14 protein-coding genes, 1 pseudogene and 1 riboswitch are annotated in these 17,197 nt (G+C 61.9%); of the genes and pseudogenes, 3 read left to right on the plus strand and 12 right to left on the minus strand.

What is annotated here, in order from left to right; all coding sequences use genetic code 11:
- Positions 1–313: 313 nt before the first annotated feature.
- On the minus strand, positions 314–754 hold the full coding sequence (locus tag IWX65_RS01790; protein WP_196880738.1) for a GNAT family N-acetyltransferase: 441 nt from the start codon (positions 752–754) through the stop codon (positions 314–316).
- 255 nt (positions 755–1,009) lie between these two features.
- Positions 1,010–1,885 (minus strand): GNAT family N-acetyltransferase, encoded by an 876-nt coding sequence (locus IWX65_RS01795; protein ID WP_334683579.1) that lies wholly within the window; start codon positions 1,883–1,885, stop codon positions 1,010–1,012.
- Between the two features lie 137 nt (positions 1,886–2,022).
- On the opposite strand from IWX65_RS01795, the gene IWX65_RS01800 reads away from it, so the two are divergent.
- The gene (locus tag IWX65_RS01800) at positions 2,023–2,730 is read left to right on the plus strand and encodes a class I SAM-dependent methyltransferase (RefSeq protein ID WP_196880739.1); all 708 of its coding nucleotides are present in this window, start codon (positions 2,023–2,025) and stop codon (positions 2,728–2,730) included.
- A 191-nt stretch (positions 2,731–2,921) separates the two neighbouring features.
- Here IWX65_RS01800 and IWX65_RS01805 read toward each other — a convergent pair whose 3' ends face one another.
- Entirely contained in the window at positions 2,922–3,884 is a 963-nt protein-coding gene (locus tag IWX65_RS01805; protein ID WP_196880740.1) for an aldo/keto reductase, read from the minus strand.
- A 16-nt stretch (positions 3,885–3,900) separates the two neighbouring features.
- The gene (locus IWX65_RS01810; RefSeq protein ID WP_196880741.1) at positions 3,901–4,257 is read right to left on the minus strand and encodes a hypothetical protein; all 357 of its coding nucleotides are present in this window, start codon (positions 4,255–4,257) and stop codon (positions 3,901–3,903) included.
- A gap of 125 nt (positions 4,258–4,382) precedes the next feature.
- Here IWX65_RS01810 and IWX65_RS01815 point away from each other — a divergent pair, with 125 nt between their 5' ends.
- On the plus strand, positions 4,383–4,994 hold the full coding sequence (locus IWX65_RS01815) for a TetR family transcriptional regulator (protein WP_196880742.1): 612 nt from the start codon (positions 4,383–4,385) through the stop codon (positions 4,992–4,994).
- Between the two features lie 605 nt (positions 4,995–5,599).
- A complete protein-coding gene (locus IWX65_RS01820) occupies positions 5,600–7,210 on the plus strand; it encodes an SLC13 family permease (RefSeq protein WP_196880743.1) in 1,611 nt (536 codons plus the stop codon).
- Positions 7,211–7,240: 30 nt separating this feature from the next.
- Here IWX65_RS01820 and IWX65_RS17640 read toward each other — a convergent pair.
- From IWX65_RS17640 to IWX65_RS01855, 8 genes and pseudogenes are all read right to left on the minus strand, one after another.
- Positions 7,241–7,342 (minus strand): annotated as a pseudogene (locus IWX65_RS17640) (HAD family hydrolase); the annotation flags it as partial.
- Between the two features lie 331 nt (positions 7,343–7,673).
- On the minus strand, positions 7,674–8,897 hold the full coding sequence (locus IWX65_RS01825; RefSeq protein ID WP_334683580.1) for an acyl-CoA dehydrogenase family protein: 1,224 nt from the start codon (positions 8,895–8,897) through the stop codon (positions 7,674–7,676).
- Positions 8,898–9,072: 175 nt separating this feature from the next.
- Entirely contained in the window at positions 9,073–10,314 is a 1,242-nt protein-coding gene (locus IWX65_RS01830; RefSeq protein ID WP_196880745.1) for an acyl-CoA dehydrogenase family protein, read from the minus strand.
- Positions 10,311–11,741 (minus strand): LLM class flavin-dependent oxidoreductase, encoded by a 1,431-nt coding sequence (locus IWX65_RS01835; RefSeq protein ID WP_334683581.1) that lies wholly within the window; start codon positions 11,739–11,741, stop codon positions 10,311–10,313. Before IWX65_RS01835 ends, IWX65_RS01830 begins: the two co-directional genes overlap by 4 nt.
- A 4-nt stretch (positions 11,742–11,745) precedes the next feature.
- Positions 11,746–12,756, minus strand: coding sequence for an ABC transporter permease (locus IWX65_RS01840; protein WP_196880746.1), 1,011 nt, complete (start codon positions 12,754–12,756; stop codon positions 11,746–11,748).
- Positions 12,757–12,857: 101 nt separating this feature from the next.
- Positions 12,858–13,865 (minus strand): ABC transporter permease, encoded by a 1,008-nt coding sequence (locus tag IWX65_RS01845; protein WP_196880747.1) that lies wholly within the window; start codon positions 13,863–13,865, stop codon positions 12,858–12,860.
- A complete protein-coding gene (locus tag IWX65_RS01850; RefSeq protein WP_196880748.1) occupies positions 13,862–15,460 on the minus strand; it encodes a sugar ABC transporter ATP-binding protein in 1,599 nt (532 codons plus the stop codon). Before IWX65_RS01850 ends, IWX65_RS01845 begins: the two co-directional genes overlap by 4 nt.
- Positions 15,444–16,412, minus strand: a complete 969-nt coding sequence (locus IWX65_RS01855; protein WP_196880749.1) for a substrate-binding domain-containing protein — start codon at positions 16,410–16,412, stop codon at positions 15,444–15,446. Before IWX65_RS01855 ends, IWX65_RS01850 begins: the two co-directional genes overlap by 17 nt.
- Before the next feature lie 204 nt (positions 16,413–16,616).
- Positions 16,617–16,720: riboswitch (SAM riboswitch) on the minus strand.
- Positions 16,721–17,197 lie beyond the last annotated feature (477 nt).

Below are 17,197 nucleotides of genomic sequence, written 5' to 3' on the forward strand. Positions count from 1 at the left end.
GCCGCACCCCCGAACAAACCCGTGGACCCAACAACGCCAGCCTTGAGGCCGTTATCGATACATACCGGATTTCCGAAGGCATCCCCCTACGTACCGCACGTCGGGCAGCGTTGCGTGAGATCTAGACCCTCGATCGCTTCTGTTGCACAAGCTTTCACAGGACCCTAGAGCAACGTGATTTGTGAGTTTTCGCGAAGATGGCGGGGTTTTGGCGGTGAAGTTGGCGGGGTCAGCAGTCGCTCTAGCGCCGACGTCCGTAAGCGGATCCCGCATCGTCCGTCTTCGTGGGCAGAGGCCCTGCCACCTGGTGCCGCTAGGGATGGGTGACGCGGCGTAGAGCCAGGGATCGAGCTTCGGAGAATCCCAAAGATCGATAAAGACGCTCAGCATCGGGGGTCGCGTGGAGATCCACGATCTCAGCACCCATCTCATTGAGCCATGAGAGTCCCGCGGAGACTACTGCACGGGCTAAACCGCGCCCACGGTGTTCTGGTGTCACGAAGACGGATGACATCGACCCGCTCGTCCCGCGGGGGAACCCGGGCCCAGGAAGACGATCCTCGAGCGTCACCATGGCGCAGGCCAGCACCAATGCCCGCCCGTGGTTCTCGCCGACGTCGGACTTCTCGTCGTCGATGACGAAAGCGGCTAGAGAACCCCGTGTGATACGTGAAGCTATCGCCGCTTGTGCCGCTGGGTGCCACGAGGTGTCATCGACTTCTTGGGGTCGGCCAGCGGCGCCTGCCTCGGCCATCGCCCGGAACATTGCGTGTCTCAGTCTTACTAGCTCCGGTGCGTCCTCTGGCTCTGCTTTTCTCACCAACGTGAAATCCATCATGGAAACCATTGTGTAGCCCGTTGGCCGTCATCAACGCAGGCCCCTAGGTTCGGTGGAGGATCGGTATACGAGGCAGGATTCAATCGATCCGTGATGGCGCAGCCCAGCGCAGGTGGATCGGCACACTCAACGTCATTCACTGCTATACAGGATGCCCAAGGAGGCCATTCTTCACGCGGCTCTGTGTAGGTCGGCTATCTGCTGGTGTGCGGTGAACCCGGCAGCGACGTAGGTGGCCACCGCACCGGCGTTGGAACTCTCAGCGCACACGATAGCGCTGGATGATCCCATTTCCTGTAGGGCTGCAGCGGCCGCCACGGTGATGGCAGTGCCGTACCCGCGCCCCCGATGGCCTTGATGCACCCCCATGGGCTCCACGAGTCCAGGGCGGCCGGCTCCAGCCGACCAGACAGTGGCCACTGCTACGGCGTTATGGTCGCCGTCGAGGACGGCTAGGCTGCGAGCCGAGTTGTAAAAAGGGCCGGCGGCCATCGTCTGATACAGGCTCAGGAAGCGGCGGCGGTCCTCGGCTGAGAACGGCGTGCCGCGAAACGCCGACCAGTGAACTTCAATCCAACGATCAGCCTGGTCCGGGTTGATGACCTCGACACGTACGCCGGCATCTTGTACCGGTTCGGACAGATCGCGATGCAGCGGTATCCACGGCGCATCCGGTTGCCATCCGCTCTCGGCCAGCAACCGCATGAACCGGGCGGCGCCTCGTGCTTCGATCGTTGCATCACCAGCATTCAGGACCCCGTTTTGCGGGTCGTCGATGTCGCGGAGGAGCTGGCGTGCCAGTTCATCGTCGTCATGCAGGGCGGGGTTGAGGGCCATGCGCAACAGCTGAGGCCCGTCAAGAAGTCCGACGGCCACGATCTTCTCGCCACGCGACCAGGTCCGCACCGCTGCAGCGGTAGCGTCAGCACCCTTCAGGGAGTACCAACCCAGATCACCAGGATGCAGATGCAGCGGCCCTTCGTCGTATTGCCACTCGCCGAGTGCCTGCGCTACACGGTCGAGCACTGGAACGGTCGGGGTGCTCATCACGATGGTCACAATCAATTGGACTCCACAAGCCACCTGGTTTCATGCTGATTAGCCGTGAACCCTGATCGCGCCGCGCCACACTCGCGGACGCTGACGGATCCGCTTATGCCTCAGTCCATGAAAGGGTTGAAGTCATGCTCACGGATTTTGTTAAAGCCTGGAATCAGGGACAGAACGTCGACCTCTACGAGATAGAGAACGACGCGATCGACCATGAGGAGACCCTGTGGCGGGCACTTCGCTCTGCCGCCCCATGGGACGGGAAAGACCTCCTCGATTTGGGCTGCGGCACCGGCTACTGGCTGTCTCGGTACGCCAGAACCACAAGCACGCTGTACGGAGTAGAGCCGGATACCGACCTGCTCGAAGCGGCAGCACGAGGGACGGCCGACGCTACAGTCCTGCACGGGTCCGCTGAACACATCCCGCTCGATGATTCATCCGTCGACGTCGTCCACGCCCGCTTCGCTTACTTTTTCCCCTCACCCACTAACGACTGCTCCGCAGGACTACGCGAAACACTCCGAGTCCTCCGTCCCGGCGGCTCACTGGTCGTCATCGACAACGACCAGAAGAACGGCGACTTCGCCGACCTGCTGCGGGCTGGCAACACCGCGGAGCACCAAGGCCCAGGCGACTTCATCCTGCAGTGGTGGCAAGACCAAGGAGCCACCACCCAAAAAGTCATGAGCAGCTGGACCTTCAACTCCCCCGAGGACCTGGCCAAGGTCGTTGCCATGGAGTTCCCTAACAACACTGCCAACACCTGGCTCGATGCTCACGCACAACAAAGCGCGCTCTCGTACGGCTATCTCTTACACATCATCAGCAAGGCAGCCTGAAGCCGAACGTGCTCTCCCTGCGCCGAGTATCCGGTGCAGGACCGGCTTACGGGCACCATGCTTATAGGCGCTCGGGTGTCATGAAGTTCAAGCGGGGGCGAGTGGTTGATTCAACACTTCTCGATGGCACGAGCGAAGGCGCGGGGCCCGTTGTGAGTCCCGCGCCTTCTGCCGTCGTCGTCGTTCGGGTGTTACTTCCAGTTCGGGTTCATGCCCTCGGGGTAGCGGGAGCCGAATCCTCCTTCGGGGAGGATTTCCTTGATGCGTGTGAGGTCGGTGTCGGAGAGGGTCAGGTCGGCGGCGCCGATGTTCTCCTCGACGCGCTTGGCGCTGCGGGTGCCGGGGATCGGAACAATGTGTTCTCCCTGCGCGAGCAGCCAGGCGAGGGCGAGCTGCGCGACGGTCGCGTCCTTCGAGGCGGCGAGTTCGGTCAGCTGGCGTGTGGCTTCGACGTTCTTCTCGAAGTTGCCGGGCTGCCAACGCGAGTCCCAGCTGCGCATGTCCGCCGCGTCGTACTCGGAGGCCGGCTTCGCGGTGCCGGTGAGGAACCCGCGGCCCAGGGGCGAGTACGGGACGAAACCGATGCCGAGCTCGTGCAAGGTCGGGAACAGGACCTCTACTTCGCGCTCGAAGAGGGAGTACTCGGTCTGCAGGACCGAGACGGGCTGAACGGCGTGGGCACGACGCATCGTTTCGGGTCCGGCTTCGCTGAGACCGAAGTACTTGACCTTGCCGGCGTCGATAAGTTCCTTCACGGCCCCGGCGACGTCCTCGATGGGGACGTTGGGGTCAACCCTGTGCTGGTAAAGGACGTCGATGTGGTCCATGCCGAGGTAGCGCAGGCTGTTGTCGACGACTTCCCGGATGTGCTCGGGGCGGCTGTCGAACCCGTAGTCGTGGGTGAAGCCGAACTTCGTGGCGATGACCACGTCGTCGCGGAAGTTTTTCACCGCTTGTCCTACGACCTTTTCGTTCTCTCCCCAGCCGTACAGCTCGGCGGTGTCGAAGAACGTGACGCCGAGGTCGTAGGCGCGCTGGATGGCGGAGGATCCGCCTTCGGCGTCTGCTGCTCCGTAGGCCATGGAGATGCCCATCGAACCGTAGCCGATGGCGGACGTGGTCAGGCCCTGTGTGCCCAGTGTGCGTGTCTGCATGGGATGTGTCCTTCTGTTATCGGTTGATGGACTCGTAGCGGTCCCACCAGGAGGCGATGGGTTCCAGCGCGTTCTCGGTCCGGAACTTCTCGCTGAGGGGCCCGACGAACCGGATGTCGGTGAGTTCCGTGGACTGGCCCCACATTTTCTGGCCGTCAGCGGTCAGGGCGAGGTGACGCGTGATCGCTTCCTCGTTCTCGTACCGCTCGTGCTGCAGGATCGTCCCATCAGCGTTACGGGCCAGGTTGTACTCCAGGATGTACGGCTCGTCCTGCTCGGTGACGGGGAGCACTGTGGTGAGGTACTGCTCGAAGAGGTCCTGATCCAGGACCCGGTAGGTGAAGAAAACGTCGATCTGATCAGGGGTTGGCATGACTTGTCCCTCAATATGTGAGCTGGGCGTCGCGGTCCTCATCAACAAGGCGCGATTTGGTGTGCTCTAACAGCCTACGCCCTTTGTGTCAGTCACTGTCAACTTGGACGTTGTATGCTGTTTCCATGAGTACAGGTAGTGGTGTGGTTGGGTTGCGGCAGCGTACCCGGGATCTTGTGCGTCAGCAGATCGCCGATGTCGCTCTGGTGATGTTCGATGAGCAGGGCTTCGACGAGACCACCGTCGATCAGATCGCAGCCGCGGTCGGCATCTCGCCGAGGAGCTTCTTCCGGTACTTCGCCTCCAAGGAGGACGTCGTCCTCGGGGACCCGATGATCTACGGCGAACCCGTTCGAGAGCGCCTAGCCCAGGCCCTGGAATCGATGCCGGCCTGGGAGGCCCTGCGATCAGGGTTCGAGGTCGTGGCGGAAACAGTCGAGTCGAACCCCGAATGGGCGTTACGAGCAACGCGAGTCATGATCAGCACTCCCTCGCTGCGAGCCCGGAACACCGAAAAACATTTGGCGTGGATGACCGTTCTCGTACCCCTGATCGCCGGCGCCCTCGCCGGGCCCGAAGCCACACGGCAGTACCGCGCACGCGCAATCACCCTCAGCGCCATCACCTGCCTCGACCTGTCCTCAACCGAACTCGTACACCGCAATGGAGCGGCAACCACCCGTCAGCTACTCAATGAGGCCTTCCAACTACTCAAGCCCACAGCACTGGTCGACTAGACACCTGCCAGCAGAACTCCCCCGGCGATGTCCAACACCACTGGCGCCATCCGACACTGCCCGTTTGCCGATCCTTGGGTTCTTTACCCGGACACTCGTCGGGATTCTAGGCGCACAGTTGGAATTCGCGAGATTGCTAGTCGTGCCGATTCCCGTATGCCCTGTCCGAGATAATGCCCGGCGAGAGTGTCATATACGGGACGCCCGGCGGCGTCAGTTCGGGGCTGCCACCGTCGAATTGACCAAGTCCACGACAGAGCGGGGATCCTCGACACTGAGATAGAGCCGTTGGAAGCGCGGAGCTGTCGTTATCGGCGTTTCGCTAAGCAGAAGAGAGTATCTACCGACAATTCATTTGCACATCTATCCCAGACTCGTATGTCGGGGGCATTGAGAAGTGCTCAAGGGTGGCCGGTAGAACTGCTCGGTGATGGCCAACAAATCCGCCCGCCGGCATACTAGCCGCGTGCCGGCCCGCTGGTCGAGTGCCCTCACAACAACCGAGCGATGAGGGTGCCGAGTCATACGGGTGAGTTTGTTGTTAGGTCACCCTCGGACTGTTAGGTTTTGGGAGTATCCACACGACGGCGTGCAGAGGCGGAATCATGAGTGACCGGACACCAAAAGCTACCTCGCGCAAGGGCGGGCCGCCGGCAGCGGAAGACGACGCACCAGCCCGGTCCGCTTCCCGCCAATGGCTGATGCGGGGCATCGGTATCGCCGTCGCGCTGACCATCTACCTCCTGCTGGGCGGCTCCGATCTCTCCAACGACGCACGCGTGGTGGCCGCCATCGCGGGACTCATGGCCGTGTGGTGGATGACCGAGGCGATCCCGCTGTCCGTCACCTCGCTCCTGCCGATAGTGCTGCTGCCCGCGCTGACCGAGGGAACCGTCGCCGAGGCAACCGCGCCATACGCGAATCCCATCGTGTTCCTGTTCCTTGGCGGATTCCTCATCGCGATCGCCATGCAGAAGTGGAACCTTCACCGGCGCATCGCACTCCTGACCCTGCGCCGCGTGGGCACACACCCCCGCCGCATCATCCTCGGGCTCATGATCTCCACCGCGTTCCTGTCGATGTGGGTATCCAATACTGCCACCACCCTGATGATGCTTCCCATCGCGCTCAGTGTCCTCACCCTGGTGGTGGAGAACAGCCATGGCTCGACGGCGGCCGAGGGTGAGACGAAGAAGGACCTCGCAGCGGGAAAGGCGGTCAGCGAGCTCGTCCAGGACAAGGAGGTGCGGATCTTTGGGGTCGCCCTGATTCTCTCCATCGCCTGGTCGGCGACCATCGGCGGTCTCGGCACCCTACTCGGCAGCCCGCCCAACGCTATTGTTGCTGGTTACATCAGCACCGAGCTCGGTGAGACTGTGGGTTTCGTGGAGTGGATGCTTCTTGGCGTACCCATCGTCGTCGTGTTCATCGGGCTCGCCTGGCTCCTCATCACCCGGGTCATCTTCAAGTTCAACCTCGAGGAGATTCCGGGAGGCGCGGAACTGATCAATGACGAAATCCGCGCGCTCGGCCGAATGAGCCAGGGCGAAAAGACAGTGCTCGCCGTCTTTGCCGGTGCCGCCTTCTGCTGGATCGTGCCCGGTCTAATCTTCAACATCGGCGCTGTGGCCGAGGCGTTGCCGTGGCTCGGGTCCTTCGACGACACGGTGATCGCAATCGCCGCGGGAATCATCCTCTTCATGATCCCCGCCGACAAAAAGGGAAACATGACCCTCGTCTGGAAGGACGCCGAGGACGGCCTTCCCTGGGGTGTCCTCCTGCTGTTCGGCGGAGGCCTCTCCCTTGCGGCGGCTGTTGCCTCCACCGGCCTCGATGCCTGGTTCGGAGACCAGGTGAGCGGACTGGGTGCGCTGCCCATCGTCCTGCTGCTGGCAGCCGTCGTCACGATCGTCCTGCTGCTCACCGAGATCACCAGCAACACCGCCACCGCCGCAACGTTCATCCCGATCCTCGGCGGGGTGGCCATCGGCATCGGCATGGACCCGCAGACGCTCCTCATCCCGGCAGCGCTGGCTGCGACCTGTGCGTTCATGCTGCCGGTCGGCACGCCGCCGAATGCGATCGTCTACGCGACAGGCAATGTGAAGATTTCAGAAATGGTTCGGGGCGGCATCGTCCTGAACATCGTGGGCGTCATCCTCATCACCATGTTCACCGTCCTGATCGGCCCGTTCGCGCTGGGCTTGGTGCTCTAGGTCTGGTGCTTCAAGGGACACGCGGCCCCACAGCAGGGAGCGGAGCACCTTGGCGGCACCGTCGTCATACCCCGAACACGTGACCTCCGACGCCGCGGCCAGCATTTCCTCGAATGCCTGTCCCATCGCAACTCGTACTTGGCCGGGACCGTTCCCGTTCCCGTTCGACCCGTCTGAGATGATGCCCAGCGAAAACCCCGTAGACGGACGCCGGCTGAACCTGAGGTTGGCATCGTTCATGTTTCCAAAACCTGAAGGTTCTCAAGACACCTCGTCGGGCGGCAAGAGCAGCATCTACTTCCCCGGAATTGCGGGACTGCTTTTGTCTCGAAAACTTGTCTTGCCGTGTTTCGTCTCGGAAGTACTGTCGTTAGGACTTTGTGAGTCAGAATGCCAGCATGAAACATCTCGGGTACACCCGCGTTGGTACGTCAACCCGGGATGCGCAGCTGCAACTCGAGGTTTAGCCTTTTGTGACTTCCGCGACGGCCTCGGTCCGGGACGCATCCGTTTCGGCCACACCGATGGTCCAGATGAAAGGCGGCGGTGTCGCGTTGACTGCCCAGTCCCCCACGATCCTGGCCTTATAGATGAACGGGTTGTGGGTGGCTGTGGTGCGCGCGTTGCGCCAATGCCGGTCCAGTCCTTTGCTGGTGCTGGTGGAGGATGCGCCCAGGACGTTGAACAGGGCCCCTGCGGCTTCCGGAATCAGGGTACTGAGCACCACTTGGGCCTGGGCTGTGGCCAACTCCGCCGCAACATTGGCCGCCTTTTCGGCTGCACCGCCTTGTAGTCGTGCTTGGTAGACGTCCTCTAGAGCTTCGGCCACGCGCAGCGTTGTCGCCTCCGCGGCATAGACTTTCGCCGAAATTTCGCCCACCACTTGAAGCACCTGAGGATCGTGGTGGACTAGTGAGGCACTGCCGTGGCTGAACGCACGGTCCCGTCCGCGCACCTGTTCTGCTACCTCCAGTTTTGCGGCCTTGCCGATACCGGTCAGGACGACCAGCAGAATGTGCTGGTATAGCGCTGTCTGGTAGGGGAAGCGCGTTTCGAAGGCAAAAACATTTTCCGGGTCCACCGGTGCTCGATCAAAGATCGTGGTTCCGCTGCCGGTGAGCCGCTGCCCGAATCCGTCCCAATCATCCAGGGTCATCACGCCGGTCGCCTTTGTGGAGACGATCACCGAAACGTCGGTGCCGTCGGGCCGTTGGGCGGTGACGTCCACCCAGTCCGCGAAGATGGTCCCTGTGGTGTAGAACTTGCGGCCGGTCAGGCTCAGCACGCCGCGGGATTCTTCGAGCGCGGTCGAGGTCCCGCCTTTGCCCGGCTCCGTCCAGGCGTTTCCGGCGATTTCCCCGGCGGCGAAGCGCTTGAGCCAGACGCTGCGGTCCTGCCGGTGGTGGTGGTAGAGGTTTTCCTCAACGAGGGCGATATGTCCCCGCAGGGCCTGAGGAATGTTGCTGTCCGCAGCTGCCAGCTCGATCAGAAGTCGGGTGAATTGCGGCCAGGTAAGCTCGTCCCCGCCGTACTCGGTAGGCACGCGCGCAGCACCGAAACCGGCATCCTTCAGCCAGCCGATCTGCTCGAACGGCAACACGCGGTCTTGTTCCCGTTCTAGCGCTCCTGCCGCAATACGCTCAAATATGGGGCGGTACTTCGCCGCCACCAGCTCATACTCAGTCATGGTCATGCTCCTGTCTCGGGTTTACTTCACGCTGCCGTCGGTGAGGGCGCCCACCAACCAGCGTTGGGAGAAAACGGTTACCGACTTGTTCCGCGATTTCCTGCCTCGGGTTGTTCCTTCGCCGATAGCTCATCGACAAAGTGCCGTAGACAGTGTTGGGCGGTTTACGACGGTATTAGGTGTACAGGGAGATGGGCTGGACCTCTCCGAGCAGGTAGTTCGCTCCCACTTCGATCTTTTTGTAGTCGACGGGGTCGTGCAGGGAGTGTGTTCGGATGTTGCGCCAGAACAGGTCGAGTCCGACGGTGTTGCTGGTGGAGCTTGATCCGGTCACTTCGAAAATCCGGTGGGCGACGTCCAGACCCACCTCCGTGGAGACGACTTTCAGTTGGGCTATGAGAATGGCCAGTTCGGCTCTTTCCTCGGCGGTGATTGTCGGGCCCTTTGCGAGGGCGTCGTCGAACTTGCGGTTCAGCACTCCGGCAAGGGCTTCGACTGAGGCAGTGCGGGCGACGAGTTCTCCGACCGTCCGCTGAAAGATGGGGTCCTGCGCATAGGACTCGGCTGAGCTGAGGAACCAGGAGTTGGTGCGGCCTCGCAGGATCTCACGGCCTTTGGCCAGTGCCCCTTGCGCAACGCCGAGGTAAAAGTTTCCGAAGGCCAACTGAATGCCGGGAGTCACCAGAGTGGAAAAGGGCTCATCGCTGACCTCACCCAAAATGTCCTCAGGATGGACGCTGACGTCGTTGTACCGCACTGATCCGCTGGCCGAAAGCCGCTGACCCAGGAAGTCCCAGTCTCCCTGCAGTTCCAGGCCAGCACGTCCCCGCTCGAGAACGAAGGCCAGAATTCTTCCGTCGTTCGTTCCACCGTTCACTGCGGCGTTGATGATGATGACATCACCTACGGAGGATCCGGTGGAGAAGCGCTTGAACCCGTTGAGGCGGTAACCGTCGCCGTCCGGAACGAGCTCAAGGGTCGGATCGACTGGGTTGACCGAGTCCCCCCACACCCATTGCCCTTGGGCTGAGCGGCGGAACCAGTCTGCCTGGGCGGCCGGTTCGCCGTAGAACACGATCGACCCCTGGTTGATGTAGTGGTAAGCCACGAGTTGGGCAATGGAACCGTCGGTGGTGGCCAGGATCCGGATCACGTGCAGGGCGGTCTCCCAGTGCGCGCCTTCACCGCCGAGTTCATTGGGCACCAGTAGGTTAATCAAGTTGTGCTTGCGTAGCAGTTCCACTTCCTGGAAGGGGTCCTTGTTGGCGCGGTCGCGTTGCAGCGCATCGGCTGCGAGCTCGTCCGCGGCCTGCTGTGCAACCTGCTGCCAATGGGTAAGTTCTTCGTCGTTGGCGTTGCCCTGCCAGGGTGAGCGTGGTGCGCCGGCGGTTGTCGTGTCGTTAATGGTCAGGCTCATACTGTTTCCTCGATCAGGATCGGGCGTGCAGGAGAATCGGCGGCGCTGGGGGCCCCGATGTAGGCGTTGCGGTACTGGGCTGCGGGGTGCTGCTGGCTCACATAGCGGTTGCCGGCGCCGTTGAGGTACTCGCGGAGGGTTGATCCCTCATAGTCCTTCCAGACACGGCCGCGCTTCTGGAGCTCCGGGACCACCAGTTCCACGAAGGCCTCGAAGGATCCGGGGGTGACCACGTACGCCAGGTTGATGCCATCCAGACCTGCGTCGTCCACCCAGCGCTCGACTTCGTCGGCGACGGTTTGTGGGCTGCCCACCAGCACCGGTCCGATGCCCCCCACCCCCAGGTAGTGGGCGATGTCCGTAGGAGTCCATTCACGGGTGGGATCGGCCTTGGTGAAGATGGACAGGGCGGAGCGGACGGCGTTGGTGTCCACGTACTTCAGCGGTTGATCCGGGGCGTATCCGGATAGATCCAGCCCGGACCAGCCACCGTAGAACGTGAACGCACCTTCAGAGCTGCTGTAGGAAAGGTATTCCTTGTGGAGCTTTTCCGCAGCCGCATCGGAATCGGCGATGACGGCGGTCATGAGCGAGAAGATCTTCACCGAATCGCGGGACCGGCCCCGCCGCTCGGCGCGGTCCCGGATGTCGTCGGTGACCTTGCGGGTCAGATCCGGGCGGATGCCGTTGGTAAAGACCCCTTCGCCGTGCTTGGCCGAGAACTCGCGGCCCCGGGGGGAAGCTCCCGCCTGAAAGATGACCGGACTGCGCTGGGGGGACGGCTCGGACAGGTGTATCCCTGGTACTTGGAAGTATTCGCCCGTGTGGTTGATGGGGTGAACCTTGGCGGGGTCCGTGTAGATGCCTCGGACACGGTCCTTGATGACCGCCCCGTCCTCCCAGGAGCCTTCCCAAAGCTTGTAGGTGACGTCCAGGAACTCATCGGCAAGGTCGTAGCGCTGATCGTGGTCGAGTTGATCGGTCGGGCCCAGGTTCCGGGCGGCGCTGTCGAGGTAGGACGTGACAACGTTCCAGCCAATCCGGCCGCGGGTGAGGTGATCCAGTGTCGAGAATTTCCGGGCCAGCGAGTACGGCTGTTCGTAGGTCAAGGCCGCGGTGACCGCGAACCCGAGGTTTTTGGTGACGGCGGCCATCGCCGGCACCTGAAAAAACGGATCATTGAGGGGGACCTGGTCGCCGTCCCGAAGTGCCGGTGCCGAAGAATTTTTATAGACGTCGTAGATCCCGAGTACGTCCGCCAGGAACAGGGCATCGAACTTCCCCCGCTCCAGGGTCTGCGCTAAATCCGTCCAGTATTCCAGTGTGTTGTACTGGTCGGCCCGGTTCGCCGGATGCCGCCACAACCCGGGGCTCTGATGGGTCGGGCACGTCATGTCGAAAGCATTGAGGCTGATGCGCTTGGTCACAGGGCTACCGCCCTTCCGTAAGAATTGGTGCTGATTCAGTGGTCAATGGTGTGAAGAGGCGGACAAGTGCAGGCGGTGCCGTTGAAACCCGTGTGAGGACGATGCCCAGCAGCAGTACGAGCAGCAGCGCCACACCGCGGGCCAGTCCCTGCCAGAAGAAGGACAACCCGATGAGGTTCATACCGTTGGCCAGCAGGGCGAAGATCAGGACACCGACGAGAGTGCCCGGCACGGACACACGATTGAACCGGCTCAGGGTGGCACCGATGAAGACGGCGCCGATGGCATCCATCACGTACAGCTGCCCACTGGCAGGAATGAAGGCGTAGGTCCGCGAAGCCAACACCACTCCCCCCAGTGCTGCCATTCCGGCGCCAAAAAGATATGCCGACATTGCAAGCCATGAGACTCGTTTACCGGAGATCCGGCTGGCGGTGCGTTGTTCCCCAGTGACCGTGAGCTCGCGCCCCCAGCGGGTCTTGTCCAGCCCAAGGTAGACAACGGCGCCGACCAGTACCGCGAGTACTAAGGGGATAGGGATGCCCAACACGGCCCCGTTTCCCCAGAGCACGAAGCCCTCGGGGACCTGCGACTTCTGCAGGTAGATGGGGGCTCCTCCCCCGGTCAGCAGTTGCTGAACACTGGTGCCGATGAACCACACACTCAACGTCGCCATGAAGGAAGGAATACGCAGAACCACGATCAGAAAAGCGTTGACCAAACCCACAGCCAACCCGAAGGCGAGGCCGACAGTCAGCGCAACCCAGGGCCGGTAAGCCCCGGCAATGGCCGCCGCTGCCCCCAAAGCCGCAAGATCCAAGGCCACGCCGATGGAAAGATCGATTCCCCCGGCACGCACCACCACGGTCATCCCGATCGCCACCAGGGCCAAAATAGCCGCCTGGTTCAACACGCCCATCAGGTTTTCACCGGAAAGAAACACCGGGCTGAGTGCGGAAAAGAAAATCAGGATGCCGGCCAGTACGACCGGCGCGATGAGTCGGGGAAGGACCATAGCTATACGGGATCCACGAGATGCCGGTGATAGTGCAGCCGGTGGCGGCGAGGGACGTTCGGAGGTTCCCTGGCCCGGATTGACGGAATGGATATCGGTTGTCACTTCGCTATTCCCCGTCCACGTACGGCCACAACGGCCAGAACCACCAGAATTAGGACGCCCTTCGCCGCACCGACCCATTGGCTGGCTACTCCCACCAGGGTGAATCCGTTGGTCAGCGCGGCGACGAACAGGGCCGCGACGAGGGTACCTCCAAGGGAGACGACGAGCCTGCGCGAGAACACCACGGACATGAAAGCCACCAGGACGATGTCCAACAGGATCTGGTCCCCCAGGCCGGGCACGGCGGAGGACAACCTCGAGGCGAGCAACAGGCCGGCGATACCCGCCAATCCAGCCGAGATGACGTACCTGACAAAGACATAGCGGGCCGGGTTCAAGCCCGCTACGCGAGCCGCGATCGGGTTCTGACCGACGGCGTAACTGCGGATGCCCCATCGTGTCCTGCTCATCGCGAGGCCCACGATGGCGAAGACGAGCAGCATCACTGCCACGGCTACCGGCAGTCCGGCCAACTGCCCGTCCCGCAACCATTCAAAGGTCGTGCCCGTCAAGGGCACTTTGACGTTACTGCTGATCACGAGATTCAGGCTGCCCGCGATGCCCATCATCGCCAGGGTAGCCAGCAACGGCCTCAAACCGATGACCACGGCACTGCCGTTGATCACCCCTGCTGCCACCGACACGAGCAGGGCCAAGGCAATGGCGGGCCCGGGCTGCAGACCGGACTGCGCTGCAACTGCGGCGACCGTTCCGGCCAGACCCGCAACAGCACCCACCGACAGGTCGATACCTCCATTGACGACATCATCCCCACCGGTAATGATGACCACGGCCAACCCGAATCCTGCCACCGCGAAGACGGCGGCCTGGTTGAGTGTGGCACTGATGTTGCCAGGCGCCAGGAAGGCGGAAGACGAAACAGCAAAAGCCACGACAACAAGCACCACAGCCCCATACCCTGCCCAGGCCAACCATCTCGCCGCCCCACGACGTACCGGTTTCAACATCCGTGCCCTCGGCAGGATGGTCGTTGCTGCACTCATGCGTGTTCTCTCTCGATAGTGCGGATCCCGCCAGGGACCCCGGAAACGCTACTGGTCCGCTCCTGCTGATCGGTACCCGATGCCAGAGAAAGGATCCTGTCGGTGCTTGCCTCACCACGCGATAGTTCAGCCACGACACTGCCCCGGTAGAAAACCAGGATCCGATCAGCCAGGCCTACCAATTCCTCAAGGTCGACCGTCACGAGCAGCGCACCCGCACCAGCATCGACCAGGTCATTGATTTGGGCATATATCTGCGCCCGGCTGCCGACATCGACTCCCGACGTCGGCTGATCGAACACCAGGAAGCGTGAACCTGCAGCCAGCCAGCGGGCCAGAACAGTCTTTTGCTGGTTCCCGCCTGAAAGCTCACCCGCCACGGCCTCGGCCCGGGCAGGGCGGATATCCAATTGGGTGATGAACCTGTCGGCGAGTTCTTGCTCCCTCCGCCGGTGAATCAGGCCCAGAGGGTTGCTGAGCGTGCGCAGAGTGACCAGACTGATGTTCTCGCGGACGGTATTGCGCACCAGCACGCCGTTTTTCCGTCGATCGGCCGGAACGTAGGCCCCTGAAGCCCGAACGAAAGCGTGGGACGAGCGGATCGTCCGGCCATGCAAGCGGACCTGCCCCGCGTGGGGCATATTGCCCGTGATCGCATCGGCCAGTACGTCCACTCCCGATCCCACCAACCCGGTAACACCAAGGATTTCCCCGCCCCGGACGGTGAAGCTGAGATCAGTGAGTGCACCCGGGACGGCAAGCCCTGTCACCTCAAGCGCCGGAGTCGGATCGGCCGGTAAACGGGTAGCACGTGGCGGACCGAATTCGTCGACTCCGGTGCCGATCATGAGCTCGATGACCCGATCAAGGGCATTGTGTTCCTCTTGCAGGTCGACGTTTCCTGCGTTGTTGCCGTTGCGCAACACCGTAACCTCACCGCTGATCTGCCGTAGTTCCTGTAGGTAGTGGGATATGTAGATGATAGGAACGCCGGTTTCCTGCAGCCGCTGGATGGTTCCGAAAAGTTGCTCCACCTCGGCCGCCGCTAATGGTGCCGTTGGTTCATCAAGCACCAGCAAGCGCGGCTCGGCGAGGACTGCCCGGGCGATCTGCAGCAACTGCTGTTCCGCGACGGTCAGTTCATCCACCAGCAGGCGCGGGGGAATCTCCAGGCCCACCGTACGGCGCAGGTCCTCCGCCGCCCGACGGTTGAGGACGGTGCGGGAGACCCAGCCTCCACGGCTTTCGCTCCGGCCAAGGTAGAGCTGCTCCGCGACCGTCAACCGGCCGGCCAGGTGGCGGTCCTGATGGATGACATGGATCCCCAGCCGTTCCGCATCAGCTGGAGACGTGATGACGACTGGTTCGCCCTCAAGCTCGATGATGCCCGAGTCCGCGGAGTACAAACCGGTGAGGATCTTGATCAGGGTAGATTTACCCGCCCCGTTTTCGCCCACCAGCCCTCGGACCTCGCCAGCATGGATCGAAAAGGACACATCGCGCAGTACATGTGCGCTGCCGAAGGACTTATTGATCCCCCGCATCGACAAAAAAGGCACAGCTTCAGGGCGTGTGGGCTTAGATCCCAAGCTCATTGCGCACCTCGTCGACGTTGTCCTTGTCGATGAACACCGGCTCCAGGTAACTGGTGGTGGGCACCTCCTCCGTGGCGCCGGAGAGGAACAAGGCGACATTGTCCGCGGACTGGGTGCCCATGGCCGTGGTCTGCTGGGCCACCGTGGCGGTGAAGGATGACTCGGGATCGGCGATCATATCCAGCGCACCCGGTTCGGCATCGACACCGTACACCTTGATCTCATCCCGTCCCGCGGCATCAATAGCCTGTGCCGCGCCGATCTGGGGGATATCCCAGCAGGACCAGACAGCGTCGATCTCGCCCTCGGGGAACCTACGTAGCGCATCGTTGACCTGCTGTTTGGCGTCCTCGACGGTGCCTTCGTACTTATCCTGCAGCTCCGGCTGAATCAGCTTGACCTTCGGGTAATCCTCCAGAACCACCTCGAGCTCGCTGTAGCGGATGCGGCAGGGAGTGACTCCCGTGAAACCGTTGAACACCAGGATCTGGCCCTCACCACCAATGTCCTCGGCGATAGTGCGTGCCACAGTTGAGCCAATTACCCAGTTATCGCTAGTAACATTGTTGACGGAGTACTCCGACTGAAAATCGATCGTGAACAACGGAATACCCGCTTCGTTCACCTTCTCCAGGGCCGGGCCCAGAGTGGTGGTGTCTCCCAGGATCACGATGATTGCGTCCGGCTTTTGCGCAATGAGGTTCTCGACGTCGGACACGTGCTTGTTTTCCTTCGCCTCGGCCTGGGTGGCAATAACCTCTCCACCCAGTTCCTCAACCCGCTCCTGGACCGTGTCGTACACGACGCGGCTGAAGTCATGGACGATGTCCTTCGCGGCGATACCGACTGTTTTCCCCTCGAGTGACGGAATGTCAGCGGCCGAGGCCTGCTCCGCGGCAACACCGCCGGACGCTGCGGGCACGGGGGTGGCGGTGCTTGACGGCTCCTTCAAGGAACAACCAGTCAGAACCAATCCGAAGGCAGCGGAAAGAACCAAGGATTTGAGGGAAAGGGAACCGGCAAATGTACCGGTGCGAGTGTTCTTCATGACTTCTGCTCCTGGATCATCGTCCAATGGAGCAGACACACAAGCACTCAAAGGCACTGGTCGACATACGCAGAAGCGCGCCGATCAGACCAACGAAAGCTGGAAGCTTCTCCATCGGTCCTGGCAGTAGCACCTTTTCTCCGCAATGGAAGCTACGAAGAGGGTTGCTGCGGCGTCATCGATCCAGGTCTCTCGGCCGCTCGGGATGGTTACGCTCCTATATAAACCGGGCGACCATCCACAACGCAAACCCCACGTCACATACATTCACGCCCGAAGCCACAAACAGGAACAACGAACAAGATTCAACCGAACCTTCAGCAGTCCCAACGCGAACGCGTCAGCGACTTCAACACCAAACGCCGCAGCGCCGGGATGGACCTCGGCGGGCGACGTCCGATCTTCAGCGACCGTTAGATCGCCAACGCCCGCTGACTCGTCAAACAGGGCCAGCCCACTACCCATGTCGCCCGTGGCCTCGGCATGTCTAGGAAGACCCTCTGCCGACGCATCGGGGACTGTCTGAATAACGGTGTGTGAGGGTCTGGCCTGATCCGAGAGGAGATGGCCGTGAACGACTTCACGACCGAAGTGTCAGAGGTGATGATCGATCCTGTGACGGGAGAAATCATTGATCAGAAGGACCTAGCCGAACGGCTGCTCGCCCAGGCAAAGGAGCAGGGCGTGAG

The organism is Arthrobacter sp. CAN_A214, assembly GCF_015751955.1.
Classification (GTDB): Bacteria; Actinomycetota; Actinomycetes; order Actinomycetales; family Micrococcaceae; genus Arthrobacter_D.

Bases quoted from the DNA above. Each gene is read 5' to 3' on its own strand.
- IWX65_RS01790 (WP_196880738.1), bottom strand. From the start codon at position 754: ATGGCCGAGGCAGGCGCCGCTGGCCGACCCCAAGAAGTCGATGACACC.
- IWX65_RS01795 (WP_334683579.1), bottom strand. From the start codon at position 1,885: ATGAGCACCCCGACCGTTCCAGTGCTCGACCGTGTAGCGCAGGCACTC.
- IWX65_RS01800 (WP_196880739.1), top strand. From the start codon at position 2,023: ATGCTCACGGATTTTGTTAAAGCCTGGAATCAGGGACAGAACGTCGAC.
- IWX65_RS01805 (WP_196880740.1), bottom strand. From the start codon at position 3,884: ATGCAGACACGCACACTGGGCACACAGGGCCTGACCACGTCCGCCATC.
- IWX65_RS01810 (WP_196880741.1), bottom strand. From the start codon at position 4,257: ATGCCAACCCCTGATCAGATCGACGTTTTCTTCACCTACCGGGTCCTG.
- IWX65_RS01815 (WP_196880742.1), top strand. From the start codon at position 4,383: ATGAGTACAGGTAGTGGTGTGGTTGGGTTGCGGCAGCGTACCCGGGAT.
- IWX65_RS01820 (WP_196880743.1), top strand. From the start codon at position 5,600: ATGAGTGACCGGACACCAAAAGCTACCTCGCGCAAGGGCGGGCCGCCG.
- IWX65_RS01825 (WP_334683580.1), bottom strand. From the start codon at position 8,897: ATGACTGAGTATGAGCTGGTGGCGGCGAAGTACCGCCCCATATTTGAG.
- IWX65_RS01830 (WP_196880745.1), bottom strand. From the start codon at position 10,314: ATGAGCCTGACCATTAACGACACGACAACCGCCGGCGCACCACGCTCA.
- IWX65_RS01840 (WP_196880746.1), bottom strand. From the start codon at position 12,756: ATGGTCCTTCCCCGACTCATCGCGCCGGTCGTACTGGCCGGCATCCTG.
- IWX65_RS01845 (WP_196880747.1), bottom strand. From the start codon at position 13,865: ATGAGTGCAGCAACGACCATCCTGCCGAGGGCACGGATGTTGAAACCG.
- IWX65_RS01850 (WP_196880748.1), bottom strand. From the start codon at position 15,460: ATGAGCTTGGGATCTAAGCCCACACGCCCTGAAGCTGTGCCTTTTTTG.